Below are 25,529 nucleotides of genomic sequence, written 5' to 3'. Positions count from 1 at the left end.
CAAATATACACTTTATCTAAATGATTTTATAGCTAAAACTATTGAAAAATAACCTGCGTATTAATAGAAAAAGCGCTATACAAATTTGCAGCGCTTTATCTATTTCATAAAAAGAATAAACTCTTTAGTTCTTAACTATATCAAAAGGAATTCTCAATTTATGATGACGGCGGAATTTTTCCTTCTGCAATATATTTTAAACCAGTAATTCCCGGTAAAAACAAATACAAACTTCCATCAGTACGAATGAAACGGGTCAGACCAGGAACTTCGTTATAGGTACCATTTTTATTGAAAGCAAAAATGGAATCATAGGGATTGGTATCTGAAACCTGCGGACCAAATAGAGGATCAACACCGCTGTAATTTGGAGAATCATCGGGGTTTCTGAAACCACCCATTTCTAACCAGAGTTTAGTAACGAAGCGAAATTGAAAATCGAGAACAGCTCCGATAAACAGTCCAACGAGTCCTCTTTGTATGCCGGCTTTTTCATTAGGATCGTATACGGGACCATAAGGCGAAGCGCGTCTTACAATTCTATGGGTTTCTGCATTGTTACTGTTTCCGGTCACATTAAAATCGTCCCGCGGGTTTGCTCTTCGTATATGTGCTGCATAAGGACACTTTAACCCGTCTTCGTCACTGCTTTGATCGCCATGTTGGTTGGGACTTGGTGTTAAATAATTGAAGTTCGTAAAATTGAAATTTTTAGAACTTGGTTCTCCCAGAGTTTTATCTTCTTTGTCAGGAGAGACCACAAGAGGCGTACCATCGCGCCAGCGTCCGCACATTTTGGCGGCCATTAATTCGGGTGACGTTTTAGGGTCTGAATGAATGAATTTGTTGAACTTCGCTTCATCCTGATACAATAATCTAAATGCCGCAAAGGAACCGTTTACCAAAAGGGGATGTGCATTATAATCATCGGCATCCGAACTTATTACAAAACGATCCAGCGGAACTTTTGGTCTGTCGTCGATACTGCTTATTCCCATTAATTTTTTTAGTTTGGGTTTGTTCCATACAATATCATCAATACGCGGCTGAGATAAACTGTCCCGATAACCAAAATGTACATAATCTGAATTACCATCGACCGTTATAGGATCTGAATCCTGATAGTAGACCGGAATTACTGATGCTCCTCCCGATGCTGCTTTGGGAATCATTTGCAACAAATCGGCATAATATTTTTCTCTGTTTTTGGGCGTTAAAGTAAAAAGCGTTAATTGAATATGAAGATCACTGCCGTCCGGTTTCGGTTTTTGCTTTGGTATCCAGCCTCCGTTTTTCCACCAGTTAGCCGGAGCACTTTCGTCTGTGTCTCCCATTTCGGTTGCGTCAGCTATAGCTCCTTTTTTAAACGAAGCAAAGACTTCGGCACTTGAATCATCATTTATTTCGTCGCAATTGACTGTTCCTATGAGTTTTTCCAAACCCCAATACGTAAACCCGATATTCAGACAATAATCAGGTTTAATCATATTTTCCCAAGGTTCAGCAGTGGTAATATGCAAACCTGTGGTACTATTTTGTGAAGCAAGACCGGCACAGAATTTTTTTGCTCCTTTAACGTCTCTTATGCTTAGAATAATGTACCTGATATGCGGGAAATTATACCCTTTGAGTATTAATCCCTGCACATCATTCATCTCCGCCTGATTTGAATTGCTCATCTTTTATCACAATAAGATTAGGAATTATTTGCAATCTGGTTTTTGGGCTTTTGGAAAACTATAAGTGACATCACTTGGAGCCGGTGGCCATATTTCGCTGGCTTTTGGATATTTATCAATAATCTTGGCGACTGTAAGACCCGGGAAATTGGTACCAAAAGTATATTTTCCGTTTTTATCGCCGGCAGAAAAAACAGGATCTCCAAAATTATAACGCATCAGGAAACAAAAGAATGCTGCTGCATTTTTTTTAACTCCTTTCTTTTTTATGATATGTTTTGCTGAGGTTGGTCCGTCCGGGTCTACGCCAGGAATTCCTGTTTCATCTATTAAATGCAACAGACCATTTAAGCCATTTACAACGGCTTCAATTTCAAAAAAAGCATTGATATAAGCATCAAATTGTCCGTCGTAGATTGACATTACCACCATTACGTCTTTTCCCGGAAAAGATTGAAATCCCGGAACCGGAATTCCCGGAGTAGATTTTCCGTCTTCTTGTGCATAAATTGTAAAATAATGAACACCGGTTGTTTTGCGGAGATCTCCGTTTGGAGCTGTTGCAGGAGCTGCAGCTTCTCTAATTAGCTGAGCAGCTTTTATAGCCTCTGCCAAAAGGCCTTTTTTTAACGGAAGAAATAAAAATAGCAGATGTTGTTGCTCTGTAATAGGTACTGTAATTACTTGTGATGTTGACATGTTTTAATAGTTGATTTGATTGTCCTACTCTGTTTAGGCTTTTCGGGAGACGCCTCTTAATTGCTTAAGCAAGACGAATTTATGGATACTAAAAACAACTCATCCAAGTACTTATACCTGATTTAGACAAAAAAATAGCGCTTAACGTTCTTTGCGTAAACCTTTGCGGTCTTTGCGGTTAAAAAATAGCCCGCGGATTGTACGGATCAGCGCGGATTTTTATTATTGGTTACCGATAAAAGGTTTCTGAGTTCCTTGCGTATACCTTTGCGCCCTTTGCGGTAAAAAATAGCCCACGGATTATACGGATTCGCTTTGCGAAAACGCGGATTAGCACGGGTTTTTTTTATTATTGGTTAACTTCTGAGAAATCCGTTTTTGTCAGCGTTTTTGTGAAACGAATCTGCGTAATCCGCGTTCCATTTTTGTAATGCTAATTTGGATACAGCATTTTGATATTGGTTACTGATAAGATGTTTCTGAGTTCCTTGCGTATACCTTTGCGCCCTTTGCGGTAAAAAATAGCCCACGGATTATACGGATTCGTTTCACGAAAACACGGATCAGCACGGATTTTTTTTATTATTGGTTAACTTCTGAGAAATCCGTTTTTATTAGCGTTTTCGCAAAGCGAATCTGCGTAATCTGCGTTCCATTTTTGTAATGCTAATTTGGACACAGCATTTTGATATTGGTTACTGATAAGATGTTTCTGCGTTCCTTGCATAAACCTTTGCGTTCTTTGCGGTTAAAATAAAAAAGCGCCACAATTTTCATTGCAGCGCTTCTTTATTATTTAAAATTCCCAGGTAATTAAACCCCTAATTTCTTAGCAAGATCAGAAGGAATTCCTCCTTTGTTTACCATTAAGGCAGTTGTTTTGTATTTTACAAAATTCTTAGTTACAAACAAGAAACCTTTGTAGTCGTTTGTTTCTCCCCATGAATTTTTAACGATGTAATATTCTTTTCCGGTTTGATCTTTGGCTAAACCAATGATGTGCATTCCGTGATCATCTGTTGTAGTGTAGTTGTCAAATGCTGTTTGACGCATTTCCGGTGTGATTTCCGGTTCCGCTTTTGGTCCGTTGAACATGTCTGCTTTTTCTTCAGCCGTCATATCGTCGAATTTTTTAGTAGCCACATAAGCTACACCATTTTTCCAGCTAAAGCTTTTCTCACTTACGTCAGTTGCCCATGCTACCGTGTATCCTTTTTTCAAAGCATTGTCGATAACATCTGTCATGTCGTTTACTTTTACGTTGTAAACCTGATCAAATGACCAGTTGTCCGGTACCATCATAGTTGTTTTTTGGTAGTACGGAGAAGTTGTGAAAGATGACATTTCGATATACTCATCAGGATTAATTCCTACTACCTCTTTAGCAAAAGATTGCGGAGTATAGTTTTTTCCTTTGTAAGTAAAGTTATCCGGTGTTTTTCCTAAATAAGAGTCGATAACAGCAGCGTATGCTTTTTGCCAGTTTGGCGTTAATTCTCCGTTTGGATTTTTCACTACAGCAGCCAAAACTCCTTCGATAAGAGCGGCCATTTCGCCAAATTTATTTTTGTCGGTTCCGTAGTTTAATCCTGTGTAAACTTCTCTTGGTACAGTTCCGTATTTTTTGTACATATTAATTACATCGTGTAATGCACCACCGTCGCCTAAGCTAACAGCTCCGTGCATACGTACGTAATTGATTCCTTTTTCAACATAAACGTTTCTTGCCGAAAAAATCTGAGACAATTCAACCGGTTGTTTTCCTAAACGAATCATTTCTGATTCTAAGAAAGAGTTGGTCGAATAACTCCAGCAAGTTCCTGATGAACCCTGAGCTTTTACTGAGGTAGTTCCAAGATTAATAACTTCAGTGAATTTAAAGTTTTCTTTACTTTTTTCGCTTGCATTCAGTTTTAGTGAATTCACTAAAATGTCCTGTGCAAAACATCCGGTTGCCCCAACAAAAAATACAGAAGCTGCCAGTACTGATTTGAATGAAAATGTATTCATAATTTATGTTTAAGATTTTGATAAATTAGTCTCTCGTGTTTCTAATTTGTTACAAAACAATTAAATTTTAGCTAATAAAACTAACCTGTAATCGTTAATTTTTACAAAATGTTTTTTTTAAGCTAGAAAAACCTACAAACAATGCAAAATGAGAGACTGTTTTAGAAACAAATCCAAATGACGATTTGTTTCTCCAAAATATGTAGTATTTTGGTTCTTGTAATTACACTTTATATTACAAAATGTACGAGCTCGAAAAAGAGAAATATCTGGGAAACACCAAAAACATTTTTAGCAATACGCAAGGGATTGCTGTTGTTGAAACTGAATATAAAAGTAAAGTTTATGAAGGCTGGCATTCGCACAATAATGCGCACATTACTCTTTTTTTAAAAGGAGGAACGGCCGAAAAGCGAAAAAACTCCAGTACTATTGTTGGCCCGGGATCGTTATTGTTTTACCATAGTGATGAACTGCATCTGAATCAGGAGACGCTGTTTCCGTCTAAAAACATTAATATTGAAATTGAAGAAAATCTGTTGAAAGAACTTCAGTTAACAGAAGCTATTATCGAAAGATCAGTTCAGAATACGACACTGTCTAAATTTTTAATCCTGAAGATTTTTAAAGAATCTCAGATTGCTGATGCTTTTTCCGGAGATACCATTACGATGTTGTTTGCTCAATTATCCAAAGATAATAACCATTTGGACCAATTTGAAAAAAGTCCGTTTTGGGTAAAAAGCTTAAACGAATTATTAAATGATTGCTGGAACGAGAATCCAAGTCTGCACAATCTGGGACAGATTTTAAATTTAAACCCCATTACGATTTCGAAACATTTTCCTAAATACTTTGGCTGTACTTTAGGAGAATATATGCGCCGAATTAAAATAGATCGTTCGCTTTCGCTTATACAATCTAATCAAACGAATCTAACCGAAATTGGTTTTCAATGTGGTTTTTCAGACCAAAGTCACTTTATTAGAACCTTTAAAAATCAAACCGGATTTTTACCCAAACAATTTCAAAAATTATAACGAAGGCAAATTTCATTCTATTTTTTGGTTTTGATGCCTGCTACTTTTGCTACATCATAAATCATTAAACCAAATAAAAATGGAAACGCTTACTTTAAAACAAAAAACGTTTAATTCTCCCATAACCAAAATTATTCTTGCCTTACTTACTTTTATGGCAGTTGTTATTATTGGTCAGCAAATAGCAGCAAAATTACTGGCATTAACTCCACTCGATAAAGAGTATCGAAATCTTTTAAAAGGGCTTTTTGTTTCGGCATCATGTATTTTTAGTTATATCCTTTTTTTTAAAAAGTATGATAAAAGAACAATAAAAGAATTAGCAGTAAAAGGGCTTTTAAGAAATCTGTTTATTGGAACTGCAATCGGTTTTACTTTACAATCACTCACTATTTTGGTGATTTATCTCAACGGAAGTTATAGTGTTGTAAGTATCAACCCGGTTTCGTTTATCCTCATTCCGTTTTCTATTATGTTTACTGTTGCTATTATTGAGGAAATATTAGTACGTGGTATTATATTTAGAATTATGGAGGAAAAACTGGGGAGTTATATTTCGCTTACAATTTCCTCCATACTATTTGGTGTTTTTCATCTTGCAAATCCGCACGGTAGCTTTCTTTCAGGCTTATGCATAACTACGGCAGGTTTTTTATTTGGCACCGCTTTTATTTACAGTCGTAGTTTATGGTTTCCGATTGCGTTACATTTTGCCTGGAATTTTACACAATCAGGCATTTACGGGGCAATTACATCTGGAAACGAAAAAACGAGTAGTTTAATCGTGAGCAAAATACAAGGCTCAGTATTGATAACCGGAGGAGAATTTGGTCCCGAAGGGAGTATTCAGGCAACATTCTTTTGTCTTATTGCGACTATTATCTTATTGGCATTGTGCCATAAAGAGCGTAAAATTATAAAGCCTTACTGGATTAAATAATTTTTAGTTGCTAATTTCACGTATTCATACAGCAATACAAATTCCCGACCTGATTAAGTCGGGAATTTTTTTAATTTCATCTTAGATCGGCTTTGGTTACGATACTGGGGTAACAGATCTGTTGCGTATTTTAGTGCTTGCTTTTTGGAGTTGCAAACCTATTTTTTTGTTAATCCGGGAGGAAATCCTGCCAGGATTTTTTTGACAGATGATGCAATAAACTCTTCCGGATTGTTAGGTTGGCTGTCTATTTTAGCATTACCTATTCCTTGCCATATCAGTTTTTTTGTTTTCGTTGATACAATATCGATGATTAGAGAGCCATCGACATAATCATAGGTGTTGACGAAGGTATTGGCACCTCCCATCATGGCACCTCTACCCCAATATCCATATGGACGATACATGCCACCATAACCATAGAAGTCAGTGTTTGCCGATACCTCAGTTTTGTTTTTTAAGATTGATATGGCATTGATTTTTAGATCCGGGCTAGCTGTAGTTTCTGTAAAACCTTTACTCAACATTTCGCTGCGGATGGCTTTTGTAACACGATCAACGTTTAATTGACTAATCTGACCTTCCTGTTCTTTTAAGTCGTAAACGGCAAAAGTTTTATACTCGCCGAAATTAGTGCTGCGATCGTAATCGGTGGTAACTCTTACAGTTGGGGAGCAGCTGTACAGTAAACCCAATAAAAACAATGGGATTATACGAAGATTCTTTCTTTTAATATTCATCTTTTGGTATTTAAATTAATGATTAAATTAGTTAAATTAGAAATTATTAAAATATTGATTAAATCCTGAGTATAGGTAAAGTTGTATTAAATAAATATTGGCGTTTGTGGTAAGTTGTTATAATTCAATTAATTGCTTCTCTATCAAAGATAAACGATTTTATTTAAATAGCATAATGTGCGAGGTCTTTGCTTTTGATGAAAAGAGGGAATTATATCAATTTTACTCCTGTTTTAGCCCAATGTTTTCTGATATAATGCCGATGTAATAGGAAAATAGTAAAATGCAATTGAGCTATATTGAGCATACAATAGGTACTAAAATGCGGGAATAAAAAAAGCCATTCGATTATCGAATGGCTTTCTATGTAAACTTAAAAAAAGTAAACTATTCTATTTCAGAAACTCTCATGGTGTTTACCATTCCTTTTTCTTTAATTGGCATTGCTGCAAGATTGATTAAATAATCTCCTTTTACAACATATCCTTTTTCTCTTGCGATTTCGTTAACATCAGTTACAGTATCATCTGTGCTTTCGTCTTTGTCATAGAAGTAAGATCTTACTCCCCATAACAAATTCAATTGTGTTAAGATTCTTCTGTTTGAAGTAAATACTAGAATATGTGCAGATGGTCTCCAGGCTGAAATCTGGAAAGCAGTATAGCCACTATTTGTCAAAGTACAAATTGCTTTTGCTTTGATTTCATTAGCCAATAAAGCTGCCTGATGACAAACTGTTTTAGTAACAAAACGTTTTGTTTTAATTTGTGGTGTGTTTTGCGGAACCTGAATAAGCGGAGAGTCTTCAACTGCCTCGCAAATTTGTGTCATTTTTTGGATAACCTGTACCGGATAGTTTCCTGTAGCCGTTTCACCTGACAACATTACGGCATCAGCTCCATCCATTACCGAGTTAGCAACGTCGTTTACTTCAGCTCTTGTAGGTGTTAAACTGGTAATCATTGTTTCCATCATTTGTGTTGCAACGATAACCGGAATTCTTGCCGTTTTTGCTCTGTGGATCAGGTCTTTTTGTACCAATGGTACTTCGTGAGCAGGAAGTTCAACCCCTAAATCTCCACGGGCTACCATTAAGGCATCACAATACGCTACAATTTTATCCATGTTCTCAAGAGCTTCCGGCATTTCAATTTTAGCTACGATCGGAATTTTATGTTCTGAATGTTTGGCGATTAATTCTTGAAGATCTTGTAAATCACGAGGTGTTTTTACAAACGAAAGTGCAATCCAGTCTACTTTTTGTTCGATCGCGAAAATCGCATCAGCAATATCTTTTTCTGTTAAAGCCGGTAAAGAAATTTTAGTATTTGGAAGATTAACTCCTTTTTTAGATTTTAATTCTCCTCCCTGAATTACTTTAGCGGTAACTTCTGTTTTTTTGTCTGTGGTAAGAATTTCGAAGATTAATTTACCGTCATCCAATAAAATACGTTCTCCCGGATTAACATCATTTGGGAAATTTTGATATTTCATGAACACTTTCTGAGCGTTTCCTATGATATCTTCAGCAGTTGTAAAAGTAATAACATCACCGTCATTTACTACTGTTCCTTCCTCCATTACCCCAACTCTAAGTTTTGGACCCTGTAAATCACCTAAGATTGCAGTAGTGTAACCAAACTCTTCATTAAGACCTCTAATAATATTAATTTTATCTTTTACTCCTTCGTAATCAGCATGCGAAAAATTGATTCTAAACACATTAACCCCTGCTTCGATCATATCCTTGATAATCTCCCTCGTACTACATGCAGGCCCAAGTGTAGCAACAATTTTGGTTTTTTTGTTTGTTTTTAGCATTTTTTTTAAAAAATTAGATTGTTTTTTGATTTTATCTTGTCAGTATCTACAGCATAAATTGCTGCAATACTTTCTATTTTGTTTAATTGTTGTTGAATTTCTGAAAAGTCAATAGCTTCTTCGCTATTGTCAATTTTCAGGAAAAAATCTACTTTTTTGAATTCAGGAAGTAAATGAATTGTTGTTGAAACCTCACTTGTTTCATTGGAAAACAAATCTTGAGAATCATTTTTACTCACTGAAATGATCTCATTTTTATTCTGAATCAGATTCCATGAAACTGCTTTTTCGGAGTCATAATAATAAAATCTCGAAAAATTTGCCTCGCCTTCTTTAGTCTGAGCATGGATCTCGTTTTTGCTCTTACTTAAGTTTATCGGAAGGTTTTTATTGATAAAATAGGCCAATCTGTAATCTTCTAATGAAGTGTGAATTGCCATTAAATAATAATCAATTTCGTCAAATTCGTCTAAATCCAATCTATGAATAGCCATGTCATGAAAAATAAAGTGTAAATATACTATTTCTAACGGAGCATCAATAGTTAAGAAGTGTATGTTTTTGTTAAATTATAAACGAAAACGTTATAGCTTTAAGATAGTTACAAGTGTTTTGTAGCTATTTCTTGTCTATTTTTTCCTGAAATGCAAAATATGCCCTTTGTGAGGCTTTTTCTTCTGCTTTCTTTTTTGAGGTTGCTCTTGCTCTTGCAATGACTTTATCGTCTATGCTTAATTTTACGCCAAACAAACGTTGGCCATCAATGCCGTTATCTTCAAAAATGTCGTAATGAAAGATTCTTTTTTCTTTCTGACACCATTCGATAACCAAACTTTTATAGCTAATTACTTTTCCTTCAAGTCGTGCTATATCGACATAAGGAGTGATCACTCTTTTTTGAATAAATTTTTCGCAAAACGAATATCCTTTATCCAGATAAATAGCTCCAATAAGGGATTCAAAAATATTACCATGAATATTTTCGCCAAAATGCTGAATAGGAACTTTGCTTTCTACAAATCGAACGAGATTGAGGTCTTTGCCCAATTCATTCAAATGTTCGCGGCTCACAATTTTCGAGCGCATTTTGGTAAGGTAACCTTCGTCGCCTTTGGGGGCTTTATTAAACAAATGTGCTGCGATAACGGCACTTAACATTGCGTCTCCTAAAAACTCCAAACGTTCGTAATTAATCGGATGTCCTGATTCGTCTAATTTATTGGAAGAGCGATGTGTAAATGCTTTCTTATAAAAATCGATAGAAACAGGCTGAAATCCAAGTATTTTCTGAATAGTGTCAAAAAAAATCCCGTCTTCTTGAGAACGGGATTTAGAAAATATTTTTTTGATAATATTCATATGCAGAAATTAGTCCACTAATTTTTTAAACAATACGCAAGCATTGTGTCCACCAAAACCAAAAGTGTTACTCATAGCAACATTTACCTCTCTTTTTTGAGGTTTGTTTAAGGTAAGATTCAATGAAGGATCAATGTTTTCATCCACTACAGTATGATTAATCGTTGGAGGTACAATTCCGTGTTGCATAGCCAGAATAGAAGCAATCGCTTCAATAGCTCCGGCAGCACCCAGTAAGTGACCTGTCATTGATTTTGTAGAGTTAATATTGATTGTTTTTGCATGATCTCCAAAAACAGCACTAATTGCTTTTAATTCCGCTACGTCTCCAAGAGGAGTAGAAGTTCCGTGAGTGTTGATGTGATCCACATCTTCAGGATTCATTCCGGCATCTCTTAAAGTATTTTTCATTACTGCAATAACCCCAATTCCTTCCGGATGTGGTGCTGTTAAGTGGTAAGCATCAGATGACATACCGCCACCGCCAATTTCACAGTAAATTTTTGCTCCTCTAGCTTTTGCATGTTCGTAATCTTCAAGAACTAATGCTCCGGCTCCTTCTCCTAATACAAAACCATCTCTGGTTCCGTCAAAAGGTCTTGAAGCTGTTTCGGGGCTCTCGTTTCTTGTCGATAAAGCGTGCATCGAGTTAAAACCTCCCATACCAGCAATGGTAATGGCAGCTTCTGAACCACCTGATACAATAACATCACACATTCCTAAACGAATGTAGTTGAAAGCATCAATTAAAGCATTTGCAGAAGAGGCACATGCAGAAACAGTGGTATAATTTGGTCCCATATATCCGTTACGCATCGAAATGTGTGCAGGTGCTATATCGGCAATCATTTTAGGAATAAAAAACGGATTGAATTTTGGTGTTCCGTCTCCTTTAGCATAATAAATTACTTCTTCCTGGAAAGTTTCCAAACCTCCAATTCCTGCTCCCCAGATAACACCAACTCTTGTTTTGTCTATATTATCATTAGTAAGTCCGGCATCTTTAATAGCTTCATCGCTGGCAGCAACTGCATATTGAGCGAATTTATCTAATCTACGAGATTCTTTACGATCCATAAAATCTTCAATATTGAAGTTTTTTACTTCACAGGCAAATTTCGTTTTATGCTTCTCTGTATCATAATATGTGATAGGAGCGGCTCCGCTAACTCCATTCACAAGTGCATTCCAATATTCCTGGATATTATTCCCGATAGGAGTAAGTGCACCTAATCCTGTTACAACAACTCGCCTTAATGCCATAAATATGTATTTTGTACTTTAAACAAATAAAACCCACGCTTTCTTAACTGTACTGTTTACTTAAGAGCCATGGGCATTACAATATAAATATATCTTTTTGATTGAAAATCAATCGAAATTTAATTTTGAGAAAAAATAATAACACCCGATCCTTAAAAATTTCAAATTTTAAAAAACAAATACCAATAACTGGAGTTTGGAATTTCAAAAAATGGGGATTTTTAGAAATCGGGTGTGGTATTATTATTTTTTAGCTTCTTCGATATAAGAAATAGCTTGACCAACAGTAGCAATGTTTTCTGCTTGATCGTCTGGAATTTGAATATCAAATTCTTTTTCGAATTCCATAATAAGCTCAACAGTGTCTAATGAGTCAGCTCCTAAATCATTAGTGAAGCTTGCTTCTGTTACAACTTCGTTTTCGTCAACACCTAATTTGTCTACGATAATCGCTTTTACTCTTGATGCAATGTCTGACATAATCTTTAATTTTAGAATTTAATTTGTTGGCAAAAATAAAAAACTTTATTTTAAAACAACTATTTAGTTTATAAATGTAACACTAATTTATAAAATTAATTTCAAGAAAGACTTTTTAAGACTATTTATTTTCGATTTTTATTCCGTTTTTTGCAGTCTAAAAATAAATTGGATTATGAAAAAAATTATTGTTTTTGCCTCAGGATCAGGAACTAATGCTGAAAACATTATAAAGTATTTTGCGAGAACGAAAATTGCAAAGGTCGTTTCGGTTTTTACAAATAACGCTTCGGCAAAAGTTATAGAAAGAGCAAAAAATCATCAAATTCCAGTCGAAATCTTCTCCAAAAACGAACTTTTGGAGCGAAATGTATTACAAAAAATACAAGAAATAGGTCCGGATCTGATAGTTCTTGCAGGTTTCTTGTTGAAATTTCCAGAGAACATAATAGAACAATATCCCGATCAAATAATAAACATTCATCCTGCACTTTTGCCTAACTACGGGGGCAAAGGAATGTATGGAATGCACATACACAGGGCTGTAGTGGATAATAAAGAAAAAGAAACCGGAATCTCTATTCATTTTGTAAATGAAAACTATGACGAAGGTGGTATCATTTTTCAGAAAAGTGTGGCCTTAACCGAAGAAGATACCCCGGAAACTGTGGCTGAAAAGATTCATGAACTCGAACAAAAGTATTTTCCTGAAATTATTTCCAGATTATTAGAAGCTTAGATTTCTTAGATTGCTGGATTTTTAGACTTCTTAGATTTCTTTTTTTATGCTTAATGTTTTTTAGGTTTTGCTAAATCAAGGAAGTCTAACAATCCAATAGTCCGACAATCCAATAGTCCGACAATCTAACAATCCAATAGTCTAACAATCTAAAAATCTAAAATCTAAGAAGTCTAAAAAAAAATGAGTCACGAAGTACATATATATACAGATGGTGCTGCAAAAGGAAATCCCGGAAACGGGGGGTACGGAGTGGTGATGGAATTGGTTGGAACTCCGCATAAGAAAGAATTCTATGAAGGGTTTCGCCTTACTACTAATAATCGAATGGAGCTTTTAGCTGTAATTGTGGGGCTTGAAAAGCTAAAAAAGCCCAGTATGAAGGTTCTGGTAGTTTCAGATTCTAAATATGTTATCGATTCTGTGGTAAAGAAATGGGTCTTTGGCTGGGAGAAAAAAAACTATGTCGGTAAGAAAAACCCGGATTTATGGAAACGCTTCCTGATTATTTACCGTAAACATCAGGTCGATTTTAAATGGATTAAAGGGCATAACAATCATCCACAGAACGAGCGTTGTGATGAGTTGGCTGTTATGGCATCGATGCAAAAAAAACTTTCGGTAGACGTTTACTACGAAACCATAGGTTCAAAATCATAAAAAATAACGCGTCGGAAACAATTGTTCCGACGCGTTATCCTTGTTGTTAAAGTACTGTTTAATGTTTTTACTCTTTGTCTAAGTCTTTTGCTTTGCTGAATCCGGCAAGCAAACCAACTCCTGCCATAATAAAAATAATAGACGGGTACACTGCTGAATCTTCCAGCGAAGTATAAGTTGTAATCAGTAAGGCAACAAAAATCCCAACCCCGCTTCCTATTAACAGAAAGGCCAAGTTTAAAACAAGAACCTTCCAGGTTGGAACGCCTTTTCCGCTTCCTTTTAAAAAGATGCTGGCGTCAACGCCTTTTTCGATAAGTGCTAAACGCTCTCTGTTTCTGGTGGAATAAATAAGATAAATAATCCCGAAGATCATTAGAAACAGGCTTATTGGTACTAAAATTTCTGGTCCCATATTTTTTATTGTTTAATTGATTGATACTCCATAGGACGACAGCTTTAAAATTTAGGTTACAACTTTTGGTTAAAAATTTCAATTTTTAAATTCCAAATTCCAAAACATGCTGATTATGAGTTAATTTTGAATATCGAAACTTTGACAAAGCGCTAATGTATTCAATAATCAGATTTTAGAACTTGAAACTTGAAACTTGAAACCTGAAACTTGAAACCTAAAACTTGAAACCTAAAACTTGAAACCTGAAACTTGAAACTTGAAACTTGAAACCTGAAACTTGGATTTTGTAATTTGAGATTGGAAATTTATTTTTTGAGATTTATTTTAAAATTCTTGTAACCTGCAATAATAAACTGTCGTCCTATATAATATGAGTACAATACCGGATCAACATTATATCGATAAAATTCTGCAGGGTGAGACCAATGCGTTTGCCGTGCTAGTGGATCGTTATAAGAATATGATCTTTACTCTGGCGCTTCAGATGGTTAAAAACAGAGAAGAGGCTGAAGAAGTTTCGCAGGACACTTTTATTAAAATTTATAATTCGTTGAGTAAATTTAAAGGAGATTCGAAATTTTCGACCTGGGTTTACAAAGTAGCTTATAATACGTGTCTGGATCGTTTGAAGAAAAATAAAAAAGAAGATCTGAATATTTCGATAGATGAATTTTCGGCACATTTAATTAAGACAATGGACAATGCTTTGAGTGCTTTAGAAGATAAAGAACGAAAGCAAACGATTCAGAACTGTTTGAATTTGCTGCCGGCAGAAGAAAATTTTTTATTGACTTTATTTTATTTCGAAGATCAAAGTTTAGAAGAAATTGGAAAAGTTATGGGAATTACAGCCAATAATGTTAAGGTGAAATTATACAGAAGCCGGCAAAAATTAGCCGTAATTTTAAAAAAGCAATTAGAACCTGAAATAGTGTAATGTGATGAAAGAGAGCGATAAAAACATAGAAAACCTTATTGATAAAATGATGAGCGAAACCACTTTGGAATCGCCTTCAATTGATTTTACCTCAAAAATAATGGCTCAGATTCAGGTAGCTGAAAAGAGTGGTGCCAAAGTGTATAAACCTCTGATTTCTAAATCGATCTGGTTTGTGATTGGCTTAGGTTTGATTGCTTTAATGGTTTACGCAGTATTCTTTGGCGGAACCGACAATAATCTGGAAATTGGAAAATTATATGCGGATAAGATTTCGACGCTGTTTTTAGGAATACATTTATCTAAAAATGTTTTATATGCGATTTTAGTGGTTCCTTTTATGGTTTTGATTCAGGTTGGGGTTTTGAAAAATTATTTTGATAAAAAATATCAGGTATAAAACAGGTCTTAGCGTTGTAAATCAGTAAAAGCTTCAAAAGTATTTCGTAAAAATAAATCTTGTATTTTAAATCTGTAAAACATATTTTGACTTCCTAAAATATTATGGTGTAAGTATTTCATTTACAATTGTTTTGTGTTGAAAAACACTCTTGTTTATTTATGAAAATTTTGAGAACCTAAACCGTTGCAATATTGTAACTTATGAAGTATCTTTGCACCCTAATTCGAAATTCATAAAATGAATAAATTATTGATTGTTGGAACGGTTGCTTTCGACGCGATTGAAACTCCTTTCGGAAAAACAGATAAAATATTAGGTGGTGCTGCGACTTACATTGGTTTATCAGCATCTTTTTTCAACCTGCAATCGGCTATTGTTTCTGTAGTTGGAGACGATTTCCCTCAAGAACATTTGGATTTATTGACTTCAAAAAATATTGATATCTCAGGTATCGAAATTGTAAAAGGCGGTAAAACATTTTTTTGGAGCGGTTTGTACCACAACGATCTAAATTCCAGAGATACTTTAGTAACAGAACTTAATGTTTTGGCTGATTTTCAACCAAAAGTTCCTCAAAACTATAAAGATGCCGATGTGGTGATGTTAGGAAACTTACACCCATTAGTACAAAGCAGTGTTTTGGATCAGTTAGAGAAAAAACCAAAATTAGTAGTTTTAGATACTATGAACTTCTGGATGGACTGTGCTTTGCCTGAATTATTAGACGTGATCAAACGTGTTGACGTAATCACGATCAACGATGAAGAGGCAAGACAGCTTTCAGGAGAATATTCATTAGTAAAAGCTGCAGCGAAAATCCAGGAATTGGGACCAAAATATGTGGTAATCAAAAAAGGAGAGCACGGTGCACTTTTATTCCACAACAGAGAAGTATTCTTTGCTCCGGCATTACCATTAGAAGATGTTTTTGATCCAACAGGAGCAGGAGACACTTTCGCAGGTGGTTTCTCAGGATTCATTGCGCAAAGTGAAAACATTTCATTTGGCAATATGAAGAATGCGATCATCTACGGTTCGAATTTAGCTTCATTCTGTGTAGAGAAATTTGGAACAGAAAGGATGGAGAGCTTAAGCAAAGCTGAAGTAGCGATTCGATTACAACAGTTTAAGTCGTTAACTCAGTTTGACATAGAAATATAATGCCCAAAAGCCTCGAATAATAACGGGGCTTTTTTATTACGTTTATACACACAACTTACAACAACACAAAATACACAACACAATGAGCGACGCTTTAAAACACGAATGTGGTATAGCTTTGGTTAGACTTCTTAAACCGCTTGAATATTACAAAGAAAAATACGGAACCGCTTTTTACGGGATACAAAAAATGTACCTGATGATGGAAAAGCAGCACAACCGTGGGCAAGACGGAGCTGGTTTTGCAAGCATTAAATTAGATGTGGCTCCCGGTGAACGTTATATCAGCAGAGTTCGTTCCAATCATTCACAGCCCATTCAGGATGTTTTCAAGCAAATCAACGAGCGTATTAATGAAGAGATGAGTTCTCATCCGGAATATGCAGACGATGTTGCCAAACAAAAAGCAAACATACCTTATATAGGAGAGTTGTTTCTGGGGCATGTTCGCTACGGAACTTTCGGAAAGAATAGTATTGAAAGTGTACATCCATTCCTGCGTCAAAGCAACTGGATGCACCGTAATTTAATTTTGGCAGGGAACTTTAACATGACTAATGTTAAAGAGCTTTTCGAAAATTTAGTAGAACTGGGTCAGCATCCGAAAGAAATGGCTGACACGGTTACTGTAATGGAGAAAATCGGACACTTTTTAGACAAAGAAGTGATGCAGCTTTATCAGGATTGCAAACTCGAAGGATATTCTAAGAGAGAGGCTTCTCCGGTAATTGCAGACCGATTGGATATTGCGAAAATTTTAGCCCGTTCTGCTAAAAACTTAGACGGAGGATATGCAATGGCCGGATTATTAGGTCATGGTGATGCTTTTGTTTTTAGAGATCCTGCAGGAATTCGTCCGGCATATTACTATCAGGACGATGAAGTGGTAGTTGTGGCTTCTGAAAGACCGGTTATTCAAACCGTATTTAATGTGCCTTTTGAAAGTGTGCAGGAAATCGAACCGGGAAATGCTTTGATCATTAAGAAAAACGGAAAAGTTTCTATGAATCAAATTTTAGAACCAACCGTTAAAAAAGCATGTTCATTCGAAAGAATCTATTTCTCAAGAGGAAGTGACGCTGAAATTTATCAGGAACGTAAAAATTTAGGAAAATTAATTTTACCTGCTGTTTTGGAATCAATTGACAGTGATACCGATAATACGGTGTTTTCTTATATTCCAAATACAGCTGAAACCTCCTTTTATGGTTTAGTTGAAGCGGCTCAGGATTTTTTAAATCAAAGAAAAAACAATTATATTTTAGCCAACAGGAATACGCTTAATGCTGAGACTTTACAGGAATTATTGGCTGTAAAGATTCGTACAGAGAAAGTGGCGATCAAAGATGCTAAACTAAGAACCTTTATTACAGAAGACAGTAGTCGTGATGATTTAGTTGCTCACGTGTATGATGTTACTTACGGAGTGATTAAGCCAACGGACAATCTGGTTATTATTGATGATAGTATTGTTCGTGGTACTACTTTAAAGATGAGTATCATAAAGATGATGGATCGTTTAAAGCCTAAACGTATCGTAATCGTTTCATCGGCACCACAAATTCGTTATCCTGACTGTTACGGAATCGATATGGCGAAACTGGAAGGTCTTGTGGCTTTTAGAGCGGCTTTGGCTTTGTTGAAAGAAAGAAATTTATATCATATTGTTGACGAGGTTTATGCGAAATGTAAAGCGCAGGAGAATTATGTAGATACGGATGTTGTAAACTACGTTACGGCAATTTACGATCAGTTTACTCCTGAAGAAATTTCAGATAAAATAGCTGAAATGTTAAGCTCTCCTGAAATTAATGCTGAAGTAAAAATTATTTTCCAAAAAGTAGAAGATTTGCATATTGCTTGTCCGAAAAACTTAGGAGATTGGTACTTTACGGGAGATTATCCGACCCCTGGTGGGAACCGTGTGGTTAATAGAGCTTTCATGAATTTTTACGAAGGAAAAGACGCGAGAGCGTATTAATAAAATACTAACAAAAGGTTAAATTGTGTAGTTCATCGATTTTTTTTGCCGTTCGTCTTATTTGTTTGGTGAAATTGGAAAGCTACAATACTTTTGAAATACCATAACATTAGTAGGTTAAGTTTATGGTAGATTTGGGGCAAAAAGGGTGGAAGTAATTCCACCTTTTTTATTGGAATAAACTCAAGTATTTCTAAAGTAAGACATTACATTCACTTTATCGGATATATTTGCCATTCGTCTAGAAAGTTTTTTTCATTCGAATAGCTGCCATACCTTTACAGAACCATAACATTAGTAGGTTAAGTTTATGGTAGATTTGGGGCAAAAAAGGTGGAAGTGATTCCGCCTTTTTTATTTTCTTTTTTTAAGAGAATAGAGAATAGAACAAAGAGAATAGACTAAAGACGAAATATAACGACAAAAAAGACGAGTGCCATTTGGTAGTCGTCTTTTTTGTCTATAATCTTTGTTCTATTTTCTTCTTTATAAGAAGAATTGGCTTTTAACGACAAGAAAGTTGGATTCTAAATATTAATCTGACTCAGAATTAAGTCAAACAATAAAACAGATTGGTTTTCACATATTTCATTTTTTATAATTTTTTTATTGCTGTTTCTTAGGGTATATTAGGACTCAATTAGAAGTCTAATGCTTCTTGTGTGAATAATAAAGGAAGAACAAGGTTAACTCGAAAAAAAATGAATCAGGAACTTAATGAGTCTTTTGAGACAGATAATGCAAATTCAAGGGGTATAATTCTAAAAGCAAAAAGTAGAATCAGACATTTACTTGTCCGGATTGTAATTTTGGTCGTTATTGCGGGAGGGCCACTCTTGCTATTGTCACTTCCTGATTTGAGTAATAGAAGTGAGTTTGAATTTCTGTTGCTTAGTATATTTGCTCCGATAGTATGGTTTGCTTATATGTTTGCTGAAACCATAGCTTTGCAAATGAAGAAAGAGGAAGAATTGCGTAATATTAACTTGGTATTGTTTTTTATGGCGCTGCTGATCTACATGTTGGTCATATCCAGTATTATGTAAATTGAAGTGTTCAACGGAAAATTAAACGATAAAAAAAGACGAGTACCATTTGGCACTCGTCTTTTTTCTATAATCTTTACTCTATTTTCTTATTTCTCTAAAGCAAATCTTCTTGCAACTTCCGTCCAGTTGATTACGTTGAAGAAAGCTTCAATATAATCAGGTCTTCTGTTTTGGTAGTTTAGGTAGTAAGCGTGCTCCCAAACATCCATTCCTAAGATTGGAGTCCCATTACAGCCTACTTCCGGCATTAATGGATTGTCTTGGTTTGGAGTTCCGCAAACGTCTAATTTTCCACCTTTTTGTACGCATAACCAAGCCCATCCTGAACCAAATTGTGTAGCACCGGCTTTAGCAAATTTTGCTTTAAATTCTTCAAAAGTTCCAAAAGAAGCTTCGATAGCAGCAAGTAAATCACCTGTTGGTAATCCACCGCCATTTGGGGACATTACAGTCCAGAATAAATTGTGGTTGTAAAAACCTCCACCATTGTTACGAACTGCTGCATTTGATTTATCTAGATTGATTAAGATGTTTTCGATAGTTTTACCTTCTAAATCTGTTCCGGCGATTGCTGCATTAAGATTTGTGGTGTAAGCATTATGATGTTTTGAATGGTGAATTTCCATTGTACGGGCATCAATATGTGGTTCTAATGCATCATATGCATAAGGTAATTGAGGTAATTCAAAAGCCATGATATTATGATTTTATGATTTATAATTATTTATTCCAAATTTAGACATTTAACTTTGGAATTGGAAATACTATTTCGTTATTATTCCATTTAATTAATTGATAATTGGTTTTTCGGAATGCTAACGTATTGGAATTCTTTATTTTCCGTTGAAAGTCGTCATCGTGTTTTCTAAGCCGGCGGTACCAAAAGATTTAATAATCTCTGAAGCGACTTCTAAACGTTCGGGCAATTTTGCTTTTTCTTCTTCGTCCCAATCTCCTAAAACGTAGTCTACCTGTTGTCCTTTTTTGAATTGATCGCTGATCCCAAATCTAAAGCGGGTGTATTGTTGAGTATTTAAAACTAAATTGATGTTTTTAAGTCCGTTGTGTCCTCCGTCGCTGCCTTTTGGTTTGATACGGATAGTTCCAAAAGAGAGGTTTAGATCGTCTGTAATTACCAGGATATTCTCTAATGGAATGTTTTCTTTGTCCATCCAGTGCTTTACGGCTTTACCGCTCAGGTTCATATAGGTGTTTGGTTTGAGCAGAAAAAAAGTTCTTCCTTTAAATTTATATTCGGCCAAAGCACCCATTTTTACGGTTTCGAATGAAAGACCTTCTTTCTTAGCTAAAAAATCAAGTACTTTAAAACCTATGTTGTGTCGTGTATTTGCGTATTCGGCACCAATATTGCCTAATCCAACGATTAAATATTTTTTCATATAATCAGCGTTCTCTTCTTTTTGTGTTGATGAAAACAGTTTTGTCATCCATTTTATCATGGTACAAAAATAGGGTTAATTGAAGAATGTGCCAATTTGTTAATTAGATAATTTGCTTTTAACGGCAAAGAATGGCACGCTGATGACTTGAATTTGGATGGATTTACACGGATTATTTTTTATTATACGGATAAGATTGTTTAAAAACCATTGCAACTTTGTGCCTCTGAACCTTTGTGCCTCTTGTCTAATAAAAAAACGAAACTTCTGGCTAGCCCTGACAGAAGCGGCATCCTTTTTAGCCGCTTTTTTTGCGGATAAAAAGATATAGCGGATGGCAGGAATGTCGCGTTTTATGAAAACGGGATGTTCTGCTTCTAAAAAAAAATAGATAATTAGCTTTAGAGGGCTTCGACTCCGCTCAGCCCGACACGTTCGACAAATATTAAGTTTGTCCGGCTGAGCGGAGTCGAAGCCGTTCTGTAGTAAAAAAAACCTTAGAATCTCAGTGCCTTAGTATCTCAGAACCTCAAAAAAAAAGCACCAACCTTTCGATTGATGCTTTGTATTTTGAATTGAAAAAAATTATTTTTTCTTTCCTTTTGCAGGAGCTTTTGCAGCTTTTGCAGCCTCTTGAGCAGCTTTCATAGCAGCACGAGAGATTCTTACCTGACAAACTACTGTGTTGTCTGGGTGCATAACTTTGTACTCTGGTTTTCCAACTTTAGTAACGTATAACTTGTTACCCATTTCAAGTGGAGTAATGTCAGCTTCAACAAAATCAGGAAGATTTGCTGGTAAAGCTTTAACTTTTAATTTACGTTGGTTCAAACGTAAAACACCACCTGCAAGAACACCTTTAGATGTACCAACGATTTTCACAGGAACTTCCATTGTGATTTCTTTATCATCAAATAATTGGAAGAAGTCAATGTGTAAAATTTTGTCAGAAACAGGGTGAACCTGAATGTCTTGTAAAACTGCTGTAAATGATTTTCCTTTTCCAAGCTCAATCACAACTGTGTGTGCGTTTGGAGTGTAAACCAAGTTTTTGAACGCTGCAGCGTCTGCTGAGAAGTGTACTGCCTGATTTCCTCCGTATAACACGCAAGGAACCGCTCCAGCATTACGTAAGGCTTTAGTTGACACTTTGCCCACGCTTTCTCTTTCTGATCCTTTAATTGTAATCGATTTCATTGTAAAAAAAATATAGTTATTAATAAATATTCTTCATTTGCTATAGGCTTTAAGCTGTATGCTTTAAGCTTTTTATAAAGTAACTATTGGAGTGCTTACGGCTTATTGCTTAAAGCTTACGGCCAAAATTTACATTATAAATTTTCCACTGATGGAATTGTTGTGGTGCACCATGTGCATAACTTCGGCAAAAAGAGGTGCACAACTCACGACTCTTATTTTCTTTGATTCTCTTTTTAAAGGAATAGAATCGGTAACGATTAATTCGCTTAATTTAGAGTTTTCAATTTTTTCATAGGCCTCACCTGATAAAATGGCGTGTGTACAAATGGCTCTAACGCTTAATGCTCCTTTTTCGATCATTAAATCTGCGGCTTTAGCTAATGTTCCACCCGTATCGATCATGTCGTCTACTAATATTACGTTACGGCCTTTTACTTCACCAATTAGTTCCATAGTGTCGATAACGTTGGCTGCTTTTCTTTGTTTGTAACAGATTACTACATCTGATTCTAGAAACTTAGAGTAAGCATATGCTCTTTTTGAACCTCCCATATCCGGAGATGCAATGGTTAGATTGTCTAACTTTAAACTTTCTACGTATGGTAAAAAGATTGTAGATGCAAATAAATGATCTACCGGTTTTTCGAAAAAACCCTGAATTTGATCTGCGTGCAAATCCATTGTCATTACTCTTGTCGCTCCGGCAGCATCTAATAAATTAGCTACTAATTTTGCTCCAATCGGAACTCTTGGTTTATCTTTTCTGTCTTGTCTTGCCCAACCAAAATATGGCATGACAGCTGTAATGTGTCTTGCTGATGCACGTTTCGCTGCATCAATCATGAGTAACAATTCCATCAAATTATCAGCAGATGGGAAAGTTGAACACACGATAAAAACACGTAATCCTCTTATTGATTCTTCGTACGATGGTTGGAATTCTCCATCACTATACTTCGACATCGTTACTTTTCCTAACGGAATTCCGTACTGTTCTGCAATTTTTTCTGCAAGATAGACACTTTGTGAACAAGCAAAAATTTTAGCTTCTGGTTCTAGGTGCGACATTTAATTTGTTGTTTTGTAGTTAGTTGTGTGTGCTTCGTTTTAACGAGGTGCAAATTTAGAAAATTTATTGGACACTGAAAGGAAAAAATTAAGTATTTTTATTAGAATTTTTAATTTTATTTTTTACATTTGCACCGTGTTAAAGGAATAAGCACAGTTATGACATCATAATAAACTTATTCTATTGCGTTGAAATAATCAAATCTTGATTGTTTTTTCGTCTGCTAAGCCCGGATGGCGGAATTGGTAGACGCGCTGGTCTCAAACACCTGTGGGAAACCGTGCCGGTTCGACTCCGGCTCCGGGTACTTAAAGCCCCTTCTGAAAAGAAGGGGCTTTTTTTGTGCTTCATAAATTTTGAATTTGATCTTTGATTTGAATATTGCCCCCTGTTACTGAAACATGTTTCAATAAACTTTCAAAATCCTACACTTCTCATTTTTTAAATTAATACAAAAAACATACATTGTACAGCTAGGAGATTATATAATTACAAGAAATCCCTTAAAAGAGACATTAAGATATATCAATAATTTAATTTAACAGACACATGATATCAATATTATTAGAAGATTTTACAAATAAACTGTTTCAAAAATTAGCTAATTTGAGCGAAGAAAGAGAATTACATATTAGAAATAATATCATTGTATTAAATAAGGTAAAACCTCAATATACTGTCTATTATTTTGGAGTCAACAACTCCATCGCTGATTTAGAAAAGAAAGGATACAAAGAGGATCAAGGTTTGTATGATAGAAGGATTATTGATTACAATAATGATAACCCTGAGAATATACTAAGAGCGTGGATAATGTAAAGCCAATCGGAATAGTTAAAAATTAAGTCAAACAACAATGAAGAGCTGCTCGAATACGACAGCTCTTTTGTTGCTCGTTTTCTAGGTTATCTTTTAAAAAGGGTGTTTTCTTTGCTTTACTCACTTTTCATTCTTGTTAGTAATTCGTTTATCTCAATATTTTCTACAATTTCATACTGCCTATTTTCAAGAATTTTATGATCATTTTTAATATGATTTTTTAAATATTCCTTGATTTTTGGATCTGAATCACCTCCAGCTACGCAAAGTCTCCTGACTTTGCGTTTTTAACCTTTAGTTCTAATAAACTTTAAGCCTGTATAAGTCTCCTGACTTTTCTTAATTCTCTATGTATTAATGGTCATTTCCAAATTACATCTTCTACAAGAAAACTTAATCACTTTGCGGGTGCGAAGTCAGGGATATTCGCACAGCGTTGCAAATGAATACTTCTCATAGCGGGGTTTTTTTTTTGTTGTGTTTGTGTGGGTTTGCGGTCTATTGATGTTGTAAAGGGATGTGTTCTTTGGTGAAGTGGTGAATTAAGGTTCTTGGAATTTTGAGATAACGGCTTGTGTTGTAGTGATGTAAAACTTGTTAACTTTGGGTATGTGAACAATAATCTAGTTGTGAAAATGGAAAAAATAGAGCATATCAATTATATTAAAGCGCCTATCGCGGAGGTTTATAAGGTGTTGACGACGCAGGAAGGTTTGGCAGCTGTCTGGACGGAGGAATTAGTCGTTAAGTCGGAAGTGGGTTTTGTCAATGAGTTTGGTTTCGGAGATGAGGATGTGACAAGAATGAAAGTGGTTGAATTGTCTCCTGACAAAAGAATAGTGTGGGAATGTGTGGAATCAGATCCGGAATGGATTGGAACGGGTATTTTGGATCAAGAGCAAAACCTGGGGAGGAATGTCAAAATAAAATTAGAAATTTGTAATCTAAGAATTAGATATGACACCTATAGAGCTTTTAAAATTTATGCTTCCTGATTTTTTAATAGAATACTTTGAAGTAGTTTCTACCACTAACACAGAAGAAGTATTGCATCTGTATTTTGAAGAAAAAACAAAACCTCCACAAGAGTTTAATTCTTTTGAATTGATTTCTAAGGGGTTTCTTGATGAGATTACTATTCAGGACTTTCCCTTAAGAGGTAAATTTGTGTATTTACACATCAAAAGACGTCGTTGGACTAATAAAACCAACGGGGAAATCATCAAAAGAGATTGGACTTTAGTTGCTAAAGGAACTCGCATGACTCAGGAGTTTGCGGCTTTTTTAAAAGAAATTAATAGATAAGAGTGCTACAGATTGTCATACCATTGGAGGCTTTTTCGGAGTTAACGGAAAGAGGCTCCAAAGACAATACAAAAAACATTTAAGCTCATTTAATACATGGGCTCCACGCGAACATGCGCACCAATGGATGATTTTCCCTGAAAACATGGGTACTCATTTATCCATTGACGAGGTGGCTTTGTCTCAGGGGGAACTTTATACTATCCTGACCAACAAGAAATTCAAAGGCAAAAAAGGTTGCCTGGTAGCTATTGTTGCCGGAACTAAAGCAGATCAGGTCATAGAACACATCAGAAAGATTGATTACAAGAAAAGATCTTTTGTCAAAGAGATAACGCTCGATATGGCTAATTCCAT

The 25,529-nt window shown here is 35.4% G+C and carries 27 protein-coding genes and 1 tRNA gene; 14 read left to right on the top strand and 14 right to left on the bottom strand.

Going from position 1 to position 25,529, the window contains the following annotated elements:
• Nucleotides 1-158: 158 nt before the first annotated feature.
• The 3 genes from JO950_RS16020 to JO950_RS16010 form a co-directional block, all read right to left on the bottom strand.
• Nucleotides 159-1,679, bottom strand: a complete 1,521-nt coding sequence (locus JO950_RS16020; RefSeq protein ID WP_202703542.1) for a hypothetical protein — start codon at nt 1,677-1,679, stop codon at nt 159-161.
• Between the two features lie 24 nt (nt 1,680-1,703).
• Nucleotides 1,704-2,378: a hypothetical protein gene (locus JO950_RS16015; RefSeq protein WP_202703541.1), complete on the bottom strand. Its 675-nt coding sequence runs from the start codon at nt 2,376-2,378 to the stop codon at nt 1,704-1,706.
• 813 nt (nt 2,379-3,191) lie between these two features.
• Entirely contained in the window at nt 3,192-4,388 is a 1,197-nt protein-coding gene (locus JO950_RS16010) for an aminopeptidase C (RefSeq protein WP_017496941.1), read from the bottom strand.
• A gap of 242 nt (nt 4,389-4,630) precedes the next feature.
• Between JO950_RS16010 and JO950_RS16005 the strand changes: the two genes are divergently transcribed.
• Nucleotides 4,631-5,428 carry a helix-turn-helix transcriptional regulator gene (locus JO950_RS16005; protein WP_202703540.1) on the top strand — a complete coding sequence of 266 codons (798 nt, stop codon included), beginning with the start codon at nt 4,631-4,633 and terminating at the stop codon, nt 5,426-5,428.
• A gap of 79 nt (nt 5,429-5,507) precedes the next feature.
• Entirely contained in the window at nt 5,508-6,368 is an 861-nt protein-coding gene (locus JO950_RS16000; protein ID WP_202703539.1) for a CPBP family intramembrane glutamic endopeptidase, read from the top strand.
• Nucleotides 6,369-6,526: 158 nt separating this feature from the next.
• On the opposite strand, the gene JO950_RS15995 is transcribed toward JO950_RS16000, so the two are convergent.
• The 6 genes from JO950_RS15995 to JO950_RS15970 all read right to left on the bottom strand — a co-directional run bounded on the left by JO950_RS15995 (nt 6,527) and on the right by JO950_RS15970 (nt 12,031).
• The gene (locus tag JO950_RS15995) at nt 6,527-7,108 is read right to left on the bottom strand and encodes a DUF4136 domain-containing protein (protein ID WP_202703538.1); all 582 of its coding nucleotides are present in this window, start codon (nt 7,106-7,108) and stop codon (nt 6,527-6,529) included.
• Between the two features lie 387 nt (nt 7,109-7,495).
• A complete protein-coding gene (pyk, locus tag JO950_RS15990) occupies nt 7,496-8,929 on the bottom strand; it encodes a pyruvate kinase (protein ID WP_202703537.1) in 1,434 nt (477 codons plus the stop codon).
• A 5-nt stretch (nt 8,930-8,934) separates the two neighbouring features.
• Nucleotides 8,935-9,423 carry an IPExxxVDY family protein gene (locus JO950_RS15985; protein WP_202703536.1) on the bottom strand — a complete coding sequence of 163 codons (489 nt, stop codon included), beginning with the start codon at nt 9,421-9,423 and terminating at the stop codon, nt 8,935-8,937.
• A 124-nt stretch (nt 9,424-9,547) separates the two neighbouring features.
• Nucleotides 9,548-10,288 (bottom strand): ribonuclease III, encoded by a 741-nt coding sequence (gene rnc, locus JO950_RS15980; RefSeq protein WP_017496945.1) that lies wholly within the window; start codon nt 10,286-10,288, stop codon nt 9,548-9,550.
• Between the two features lie 9 nt (nt 10,289-10,297).
• Entirely contained in the window at nt 10,298-11,551 is a 1,254-nt protein-coding gene (gene fabF / locus JO950_RS15975) for a beta-ketoacyl-ACP synthase II (protein WP_017496946.1), read from the bottom strand.
• A gap of 243 nt (nt 11,552-11,794) precedes the next feature.
• The gene (locus JO950_RS15970) at nt 11,795-12,031 is read right to left on the bottom strand and encodes an acyl carrier protein (protein ID WP_007137004.1); all 237 of its coding nucleotides are present in this window, start codon (nt 12,029-12,031) and stop codon (nt 11,795-11,797) included.
• Between the two features lie 175 nt (nt 12,032-12,206).
• On the opposite strand from JO950_RS15970, the gene purN reads away from it, so the two are divergent.
• Together purN and rnhA are read left to right on the top strand one after the other, a co-directional pair.
• Entirely contained in the window at nt 12,207-12,770 is a 564-nt protein-coding gene (gene purN / locus JO950_RS15965; protein ID WP_017496948.1) for a phosphoribosylglycinamide formyltransferase, read from the top strand.
• A gap of 183 nt (nt 12,771-12,953) precedes the next feature.
• Entirely contained in the window at nt 12,954-13,430 is a 477-nt protein-coding gene (rnhA, locus tag JO950_RS15960; RefSeq protein ID WP_202703535.1) for a ribonuclease HI, read from the top strand.
• Between the two features lie 67 nt (nt 13,431-13,497).
• Here the strand turns inward: rnhA and JO950_RS15955 are convergent, their stop codons facing one another.
• Nucleotides 13,498-13,845: a DUF6249 domain-containing protein gene (locus tag JO950_RS15955; RefSeq protein ID WP_026109770.1), complete on the bottom strand. Its 348-nt coding sequence runs from the start codon at nt 13,843-13,845 to the stop codon at nt 13,498-13,500.
• 373 nt (nt 13,846-14,218) lie between these two features.
• Here JO950_RS15955 and JO950_RS15950 point away from each other — a divergent pair, with 373 nt between their 5' ends.
• From JO950_RS15950 to JO950_RS15930, 5 genes are all read left to right on the top strand, one after another.
• Complete coding sequence (locus JO950_RS15950; protein WP_202703534.1) at nt 14,219-14,785, top strand: RNA polymerase sigma factor; 567 nt, start codon at nt 14,219-14,221, stop codon at nt 14,783-14,785.
• Between the two features lie 4 nt (nt 14,786-14,789).
• Entirely contained in the window at nt 14,790-15,185 is a 396-nt protein-coding gene (locus JO950_RS15945) for a hypothetical protein (RefSeq protein WP_202703533.1), read from the top strand.
• 240 nt (nt 15,186-15,425) lie between these two features.
• Nucleotides 15,426-16,349: a PfkB family carbohydrate kinase gene (locus tag JO950_RS15940; protein ID WP_017494535.1), complete on the top strand. Its 924-nt coding sequence runs from the start codon at nt 15,426-15,428 to the stop codon at nt 16,347-16,349.
• Between the two features lie 82 nt (nt 16,350-16,431).
• The gene (locus tag JO950_RS15935) at nt 16,432-18,330 is read left to right on the top strand and encodes an amidophosphoribosyltransferase (protein WP_017494536.1); all 1,899 of its coding nucleotides are present in this window, start codon (nt 16,432-16,434) and stop codon (nt 18,328-18,330) included.
• Between the two features lie 701 nt (nt 18,331-19,031).
• On the top strand, nt 19,032-19,376 hold the full coding sequence (locus JO950_RS15930) for a hypothetical protein (RefSeq protein WP_202703532.1): 345 nt from the start codon (nt 19,032-19,034) through the stop codon (nt 19,374-19,376).
• Between the two features lie 89 nt (nt 19,377-19,465).
• Here JO950_RS15930 and JO950_RS15925 read toward each other — a convergent pair whose 3' ends face one another.
• The 4 genes from JO950_RS15925 to JO950_RS15910 all read right to left on the bottom strand — a co-directional run bounded on the left by JO950_RS15925 (nt 19,466) and on the right by JO950_RS15910 (nt 23,047).
• The gene (locus tag JO950_RS15925; RefSeq protein WP_202703531.1) at nt 19,466-20,074 is read right to left on the bottom strand and encodes a superoxide dismutase; all 609 of its coding nucleotides are present in this window, start codon (nt 20,072-20,074) and stop codon (nt 19,466-19,468) included.
• A gap of 138 nt (nt 20,075-20,212) precedes the next feature.
• Complete coding sequence (gene pth, locus JO950_RS15920; RefSeq protein WP_202703530.1) at nt 20,213-20,839, bottom strand: aminoacyl-tRNA hydrolase; 627 nt, start codon at nt 20,837-20,839, stop codon at nt 20,213-20,215.
• A 525-nt stretch (nt 20,840-21,364) separates the two neighbouring features.
• Entirely contained in the window at nt 21,365-21,976 is a 612-nt protein-coding gene (locus JO950_RS15915) for a 50S ribosomal protein L25/general stress protein Ctc (protein WP_202703529.1), read from the bottom strand.
• A gap of 129 nt (nt 21,977-22,105) precedes the next feature.
• Entirely contained in the window at nt 22,106-23,047 is a 942-nt protein-coding gene (locus tag JO950_RS15910) for a ribose-phosphate pyrophosphokinase (protein ID WP_017494542.1), read from the bottom strand.
• A gap of 228 nt (nt 23,048-23,275) precedes the next feature.
• On the opposite strand from JO950_RS15910, the gene JO950_RS15905 reads away from it, so the two are divergent.
• From JO950_RS15905 to JO950_RS15885, 5 genes are all read left to right on the top strand, one after another.
• Nucleotides 23,276-23,355 (top strand) — tRNA-Leu (locus JO950_RS15905).
• Between the two features lie 242 nt (nt 23,356-23,597).
• Nucleotides 23,598-23,867 carry a hypothetical protein gene (locus JO950_RS15900; protein WP_202703528.1) on the top strand — a complete coding sequence of 90 codons (270 nt, stop codon included), beginning with the start codon at nt 23,598-23,600 and terminating at the stop codon, nt 23,865-23,867.
• A 635-nt stretch (nt 23,868-24,502) separates the two neighbouring features.
• A complete protein-coding gene (locus JO950_RS15895; protein WP_202703543.1) occupies nt 24,503-24,862 on the top strand; it encodes an SRPBCC domain-containing protein in 360 nt (119 codons plus the stop codon).
• Nucleotides 24,852-25,172, top strand: a complete 321-nt coding sequence (locus JO950_RS15890) for a transposase (protein WP_237732366.1) — start codon at nt 24,852-24,854, stop codon at nt 25,170-25,172. The genes JO950_RS15895 and JO950_RS15890 overlap by 11 nt, the downstream gene beginning before the upstream one ends.
• 145 nt (nt 25,173-25,317) lie before the next feature.
• A partial coding sequence (locus JO950_RS15885; RefSeq protein WP_202703526.1) for a transposase occupies nt 25,318-25,529 on the top strand: 212 nt, incomplete at its 3' end.

This window comes from Flavobacterium sp. UGB4466, from assembly GCF_903469665.1.
GTDB lineage: Bacteria > Bacteroidota > Bacteroidia > Flavobacteriales > Flavobacteriaceae > Flavobacterium > Flavobacterium lipolyticum.
Note: the sequence above shows the minus strand (reverse complement) of the source record. Positions and strands in the feature narration are given on the sequence as shown.

Coding starts and splice junctions, on each gene's coding strand:
- JO950_RS15995 (WP_202703538.1), bottom strand. CDS start 7,108: ATGAATATTAAAAGAAAGAATCTTCGTATAATCCCATTGTTTTTATTG.
- pyk (WP_202703537.1), bottom strand. CDS start 8,929: ATGCTAAAAACAAACAAAAAAACCAAAATTGTTGCTACACTTGGGCCT.
- fabF (WP_017496946.1), bottom strand. CDS start 11,551: ATGGCATTAAGGCGAGTTGTTGTAACAGGATTAGGTGCACTTACTCCT.
- purN (WP_017496948.1), top strand. CDS start 12,207: ATGAAAAAAATTATTGTTTTTGCCTCAGGATCAGGAACTAATGCTGAA.
- JO950_RS15955 (WP_026109770.1), bottom strand. CDS start 13,845: ATGGGACCAGAAATTTTAGTACCAATAAGCCTGTTTCTAATGATCTTC.
- JO950_RS15935 (WP_017494536.1), top strand. CDS start 16,432: ATGAGCGACGCTTTAAAACACGAATGTGGTATAGCTTTGGTTAGACTT.
- JO950_RS15900 (WP_202703528.1), top strand. CDS start 23,598: ATGATATCAATATTATTAGAAGATTTTACAAATAAACTGTTTCAAAAA.
- pth (WP_202703530.1), bottom strand. CDS start 20,839: ATGATAAAATGGATGACAAAACTGTTTTCATCAACACAAAAAGAAGAG.
- JO950_RS15940 (WP_017494535.1), top strand. CDS start 15,426: ATGAATAAATTATTGATTGTTGGAACGGTTGCTTTCGACGCGATTGAA.
- JO950_RS15895 (WP_202703543.1), top strand. CDS start 24,503: ATGGAAAAAATAGAGCATATCAATTATATTAAAGCGCCTATCGCGGAG.
- rnc (WP_017496945.1), bottom strand. CDS start 10,288: ATGAATATTATCAAAAAAATATTTTCTAAATCCCGTTCTCAAGAAGAC.
- JO950_RS15915 (WP_202703529.1), bottom strand. CDS start 21,976: ATGAAATCGATTACAATTAAAGGATCAGAAAGAGAAAGCGTGGGCAAA.
- JO950_RS15910 (WP_017494542.1), bottom strand. CDS start 23,047: ATGTCGCACCTAGAACCAGAAGCTAAAATTTTTGCTTGTTCACAAAGT.
- JO950_RS15890 (WP_237732366.1), top strand. CDS start 24,852: ATGCTTCCTGATTTTTTAATAGAATACTTTGAAGTAGTTTCTACCACT.
- JO950_RS15925 (WP_202703531.1), bottom strand. CDS start 20,074: ATGGCTTTTGAATTACCTCAATTACCTTATGCATATGATGCATTAGAA.
- JO950_RS16020 (WP_202703542.1), bottom strand. CDS start 1,679: ATGAGCAATTCAAATCAGGCGGAGATGAATGATGTGCAGGGATTAATA.
- JO950_RS15950 (WP_202703534.1), top strand. CDS start 14,219: ATGAGTACAATACCGGATCAACATTATATCGATAAAATTCTGCAGGGT.
- JO950_RS16010 (WP_017496941.1), bottom strand. CDS start 4,388: ATGAATACATTTTCATTCAAATCAGTACTGGCAGCTTCTGTATTTTTT.
- JO950_RS16015 (WP_202703541.1), bottom strand. CDS start 2,378: ATGTCAACATCACAAGTAATTACAGTACCTATTACAGAGCAACAACAT.
- rnhA (WP_202703535.1), top strand. CDS start 12,954: ATGAGTCACGAAGTACATATATATACAGATGGTGCTGCAAAAGGAAAT.
- JO950_RS16000 (WP_202703539.1), top strand. CDS start 5,508: ATGGAAACGCTTACTTTAAAACAAAAAACGTTTAATTCTCCCATAACC.
- JO950_RS15930 (WP_202703532.1), top strand. CDS start 19,032: ATGAATCAGGAACTTAATGAGTCTTTTGAGACAGATAATGCAAATTCA.
- JO950_RS16005 (WP_202703540.1), top strand. CDS start 4,631: ATGTACGAGCTCGAAAAAGAGAAATATCTGGGAAACACCAAAAACATT.
- JO950_RS15970 (WP_007137004.1), bottom strand. CDS start 12,031: ATGTCAGACATTGCATCAAGAGTAAAAGCGATTATCGTAGACAAATTA.
- JO950_RS15945 (WP_202703533.1), top strand. CDS start 14,790: ATGAAAGAGAGCGATAAAAACATAGAAAACCTTATTGATAAAATGATG.
- JO950_RS15985 (WP_202703536.1), bottom strand. CDS start 9,423: ATGGCTATTCATAGATTGGATTTAGACGAATTTGACGAAATTGATTAT.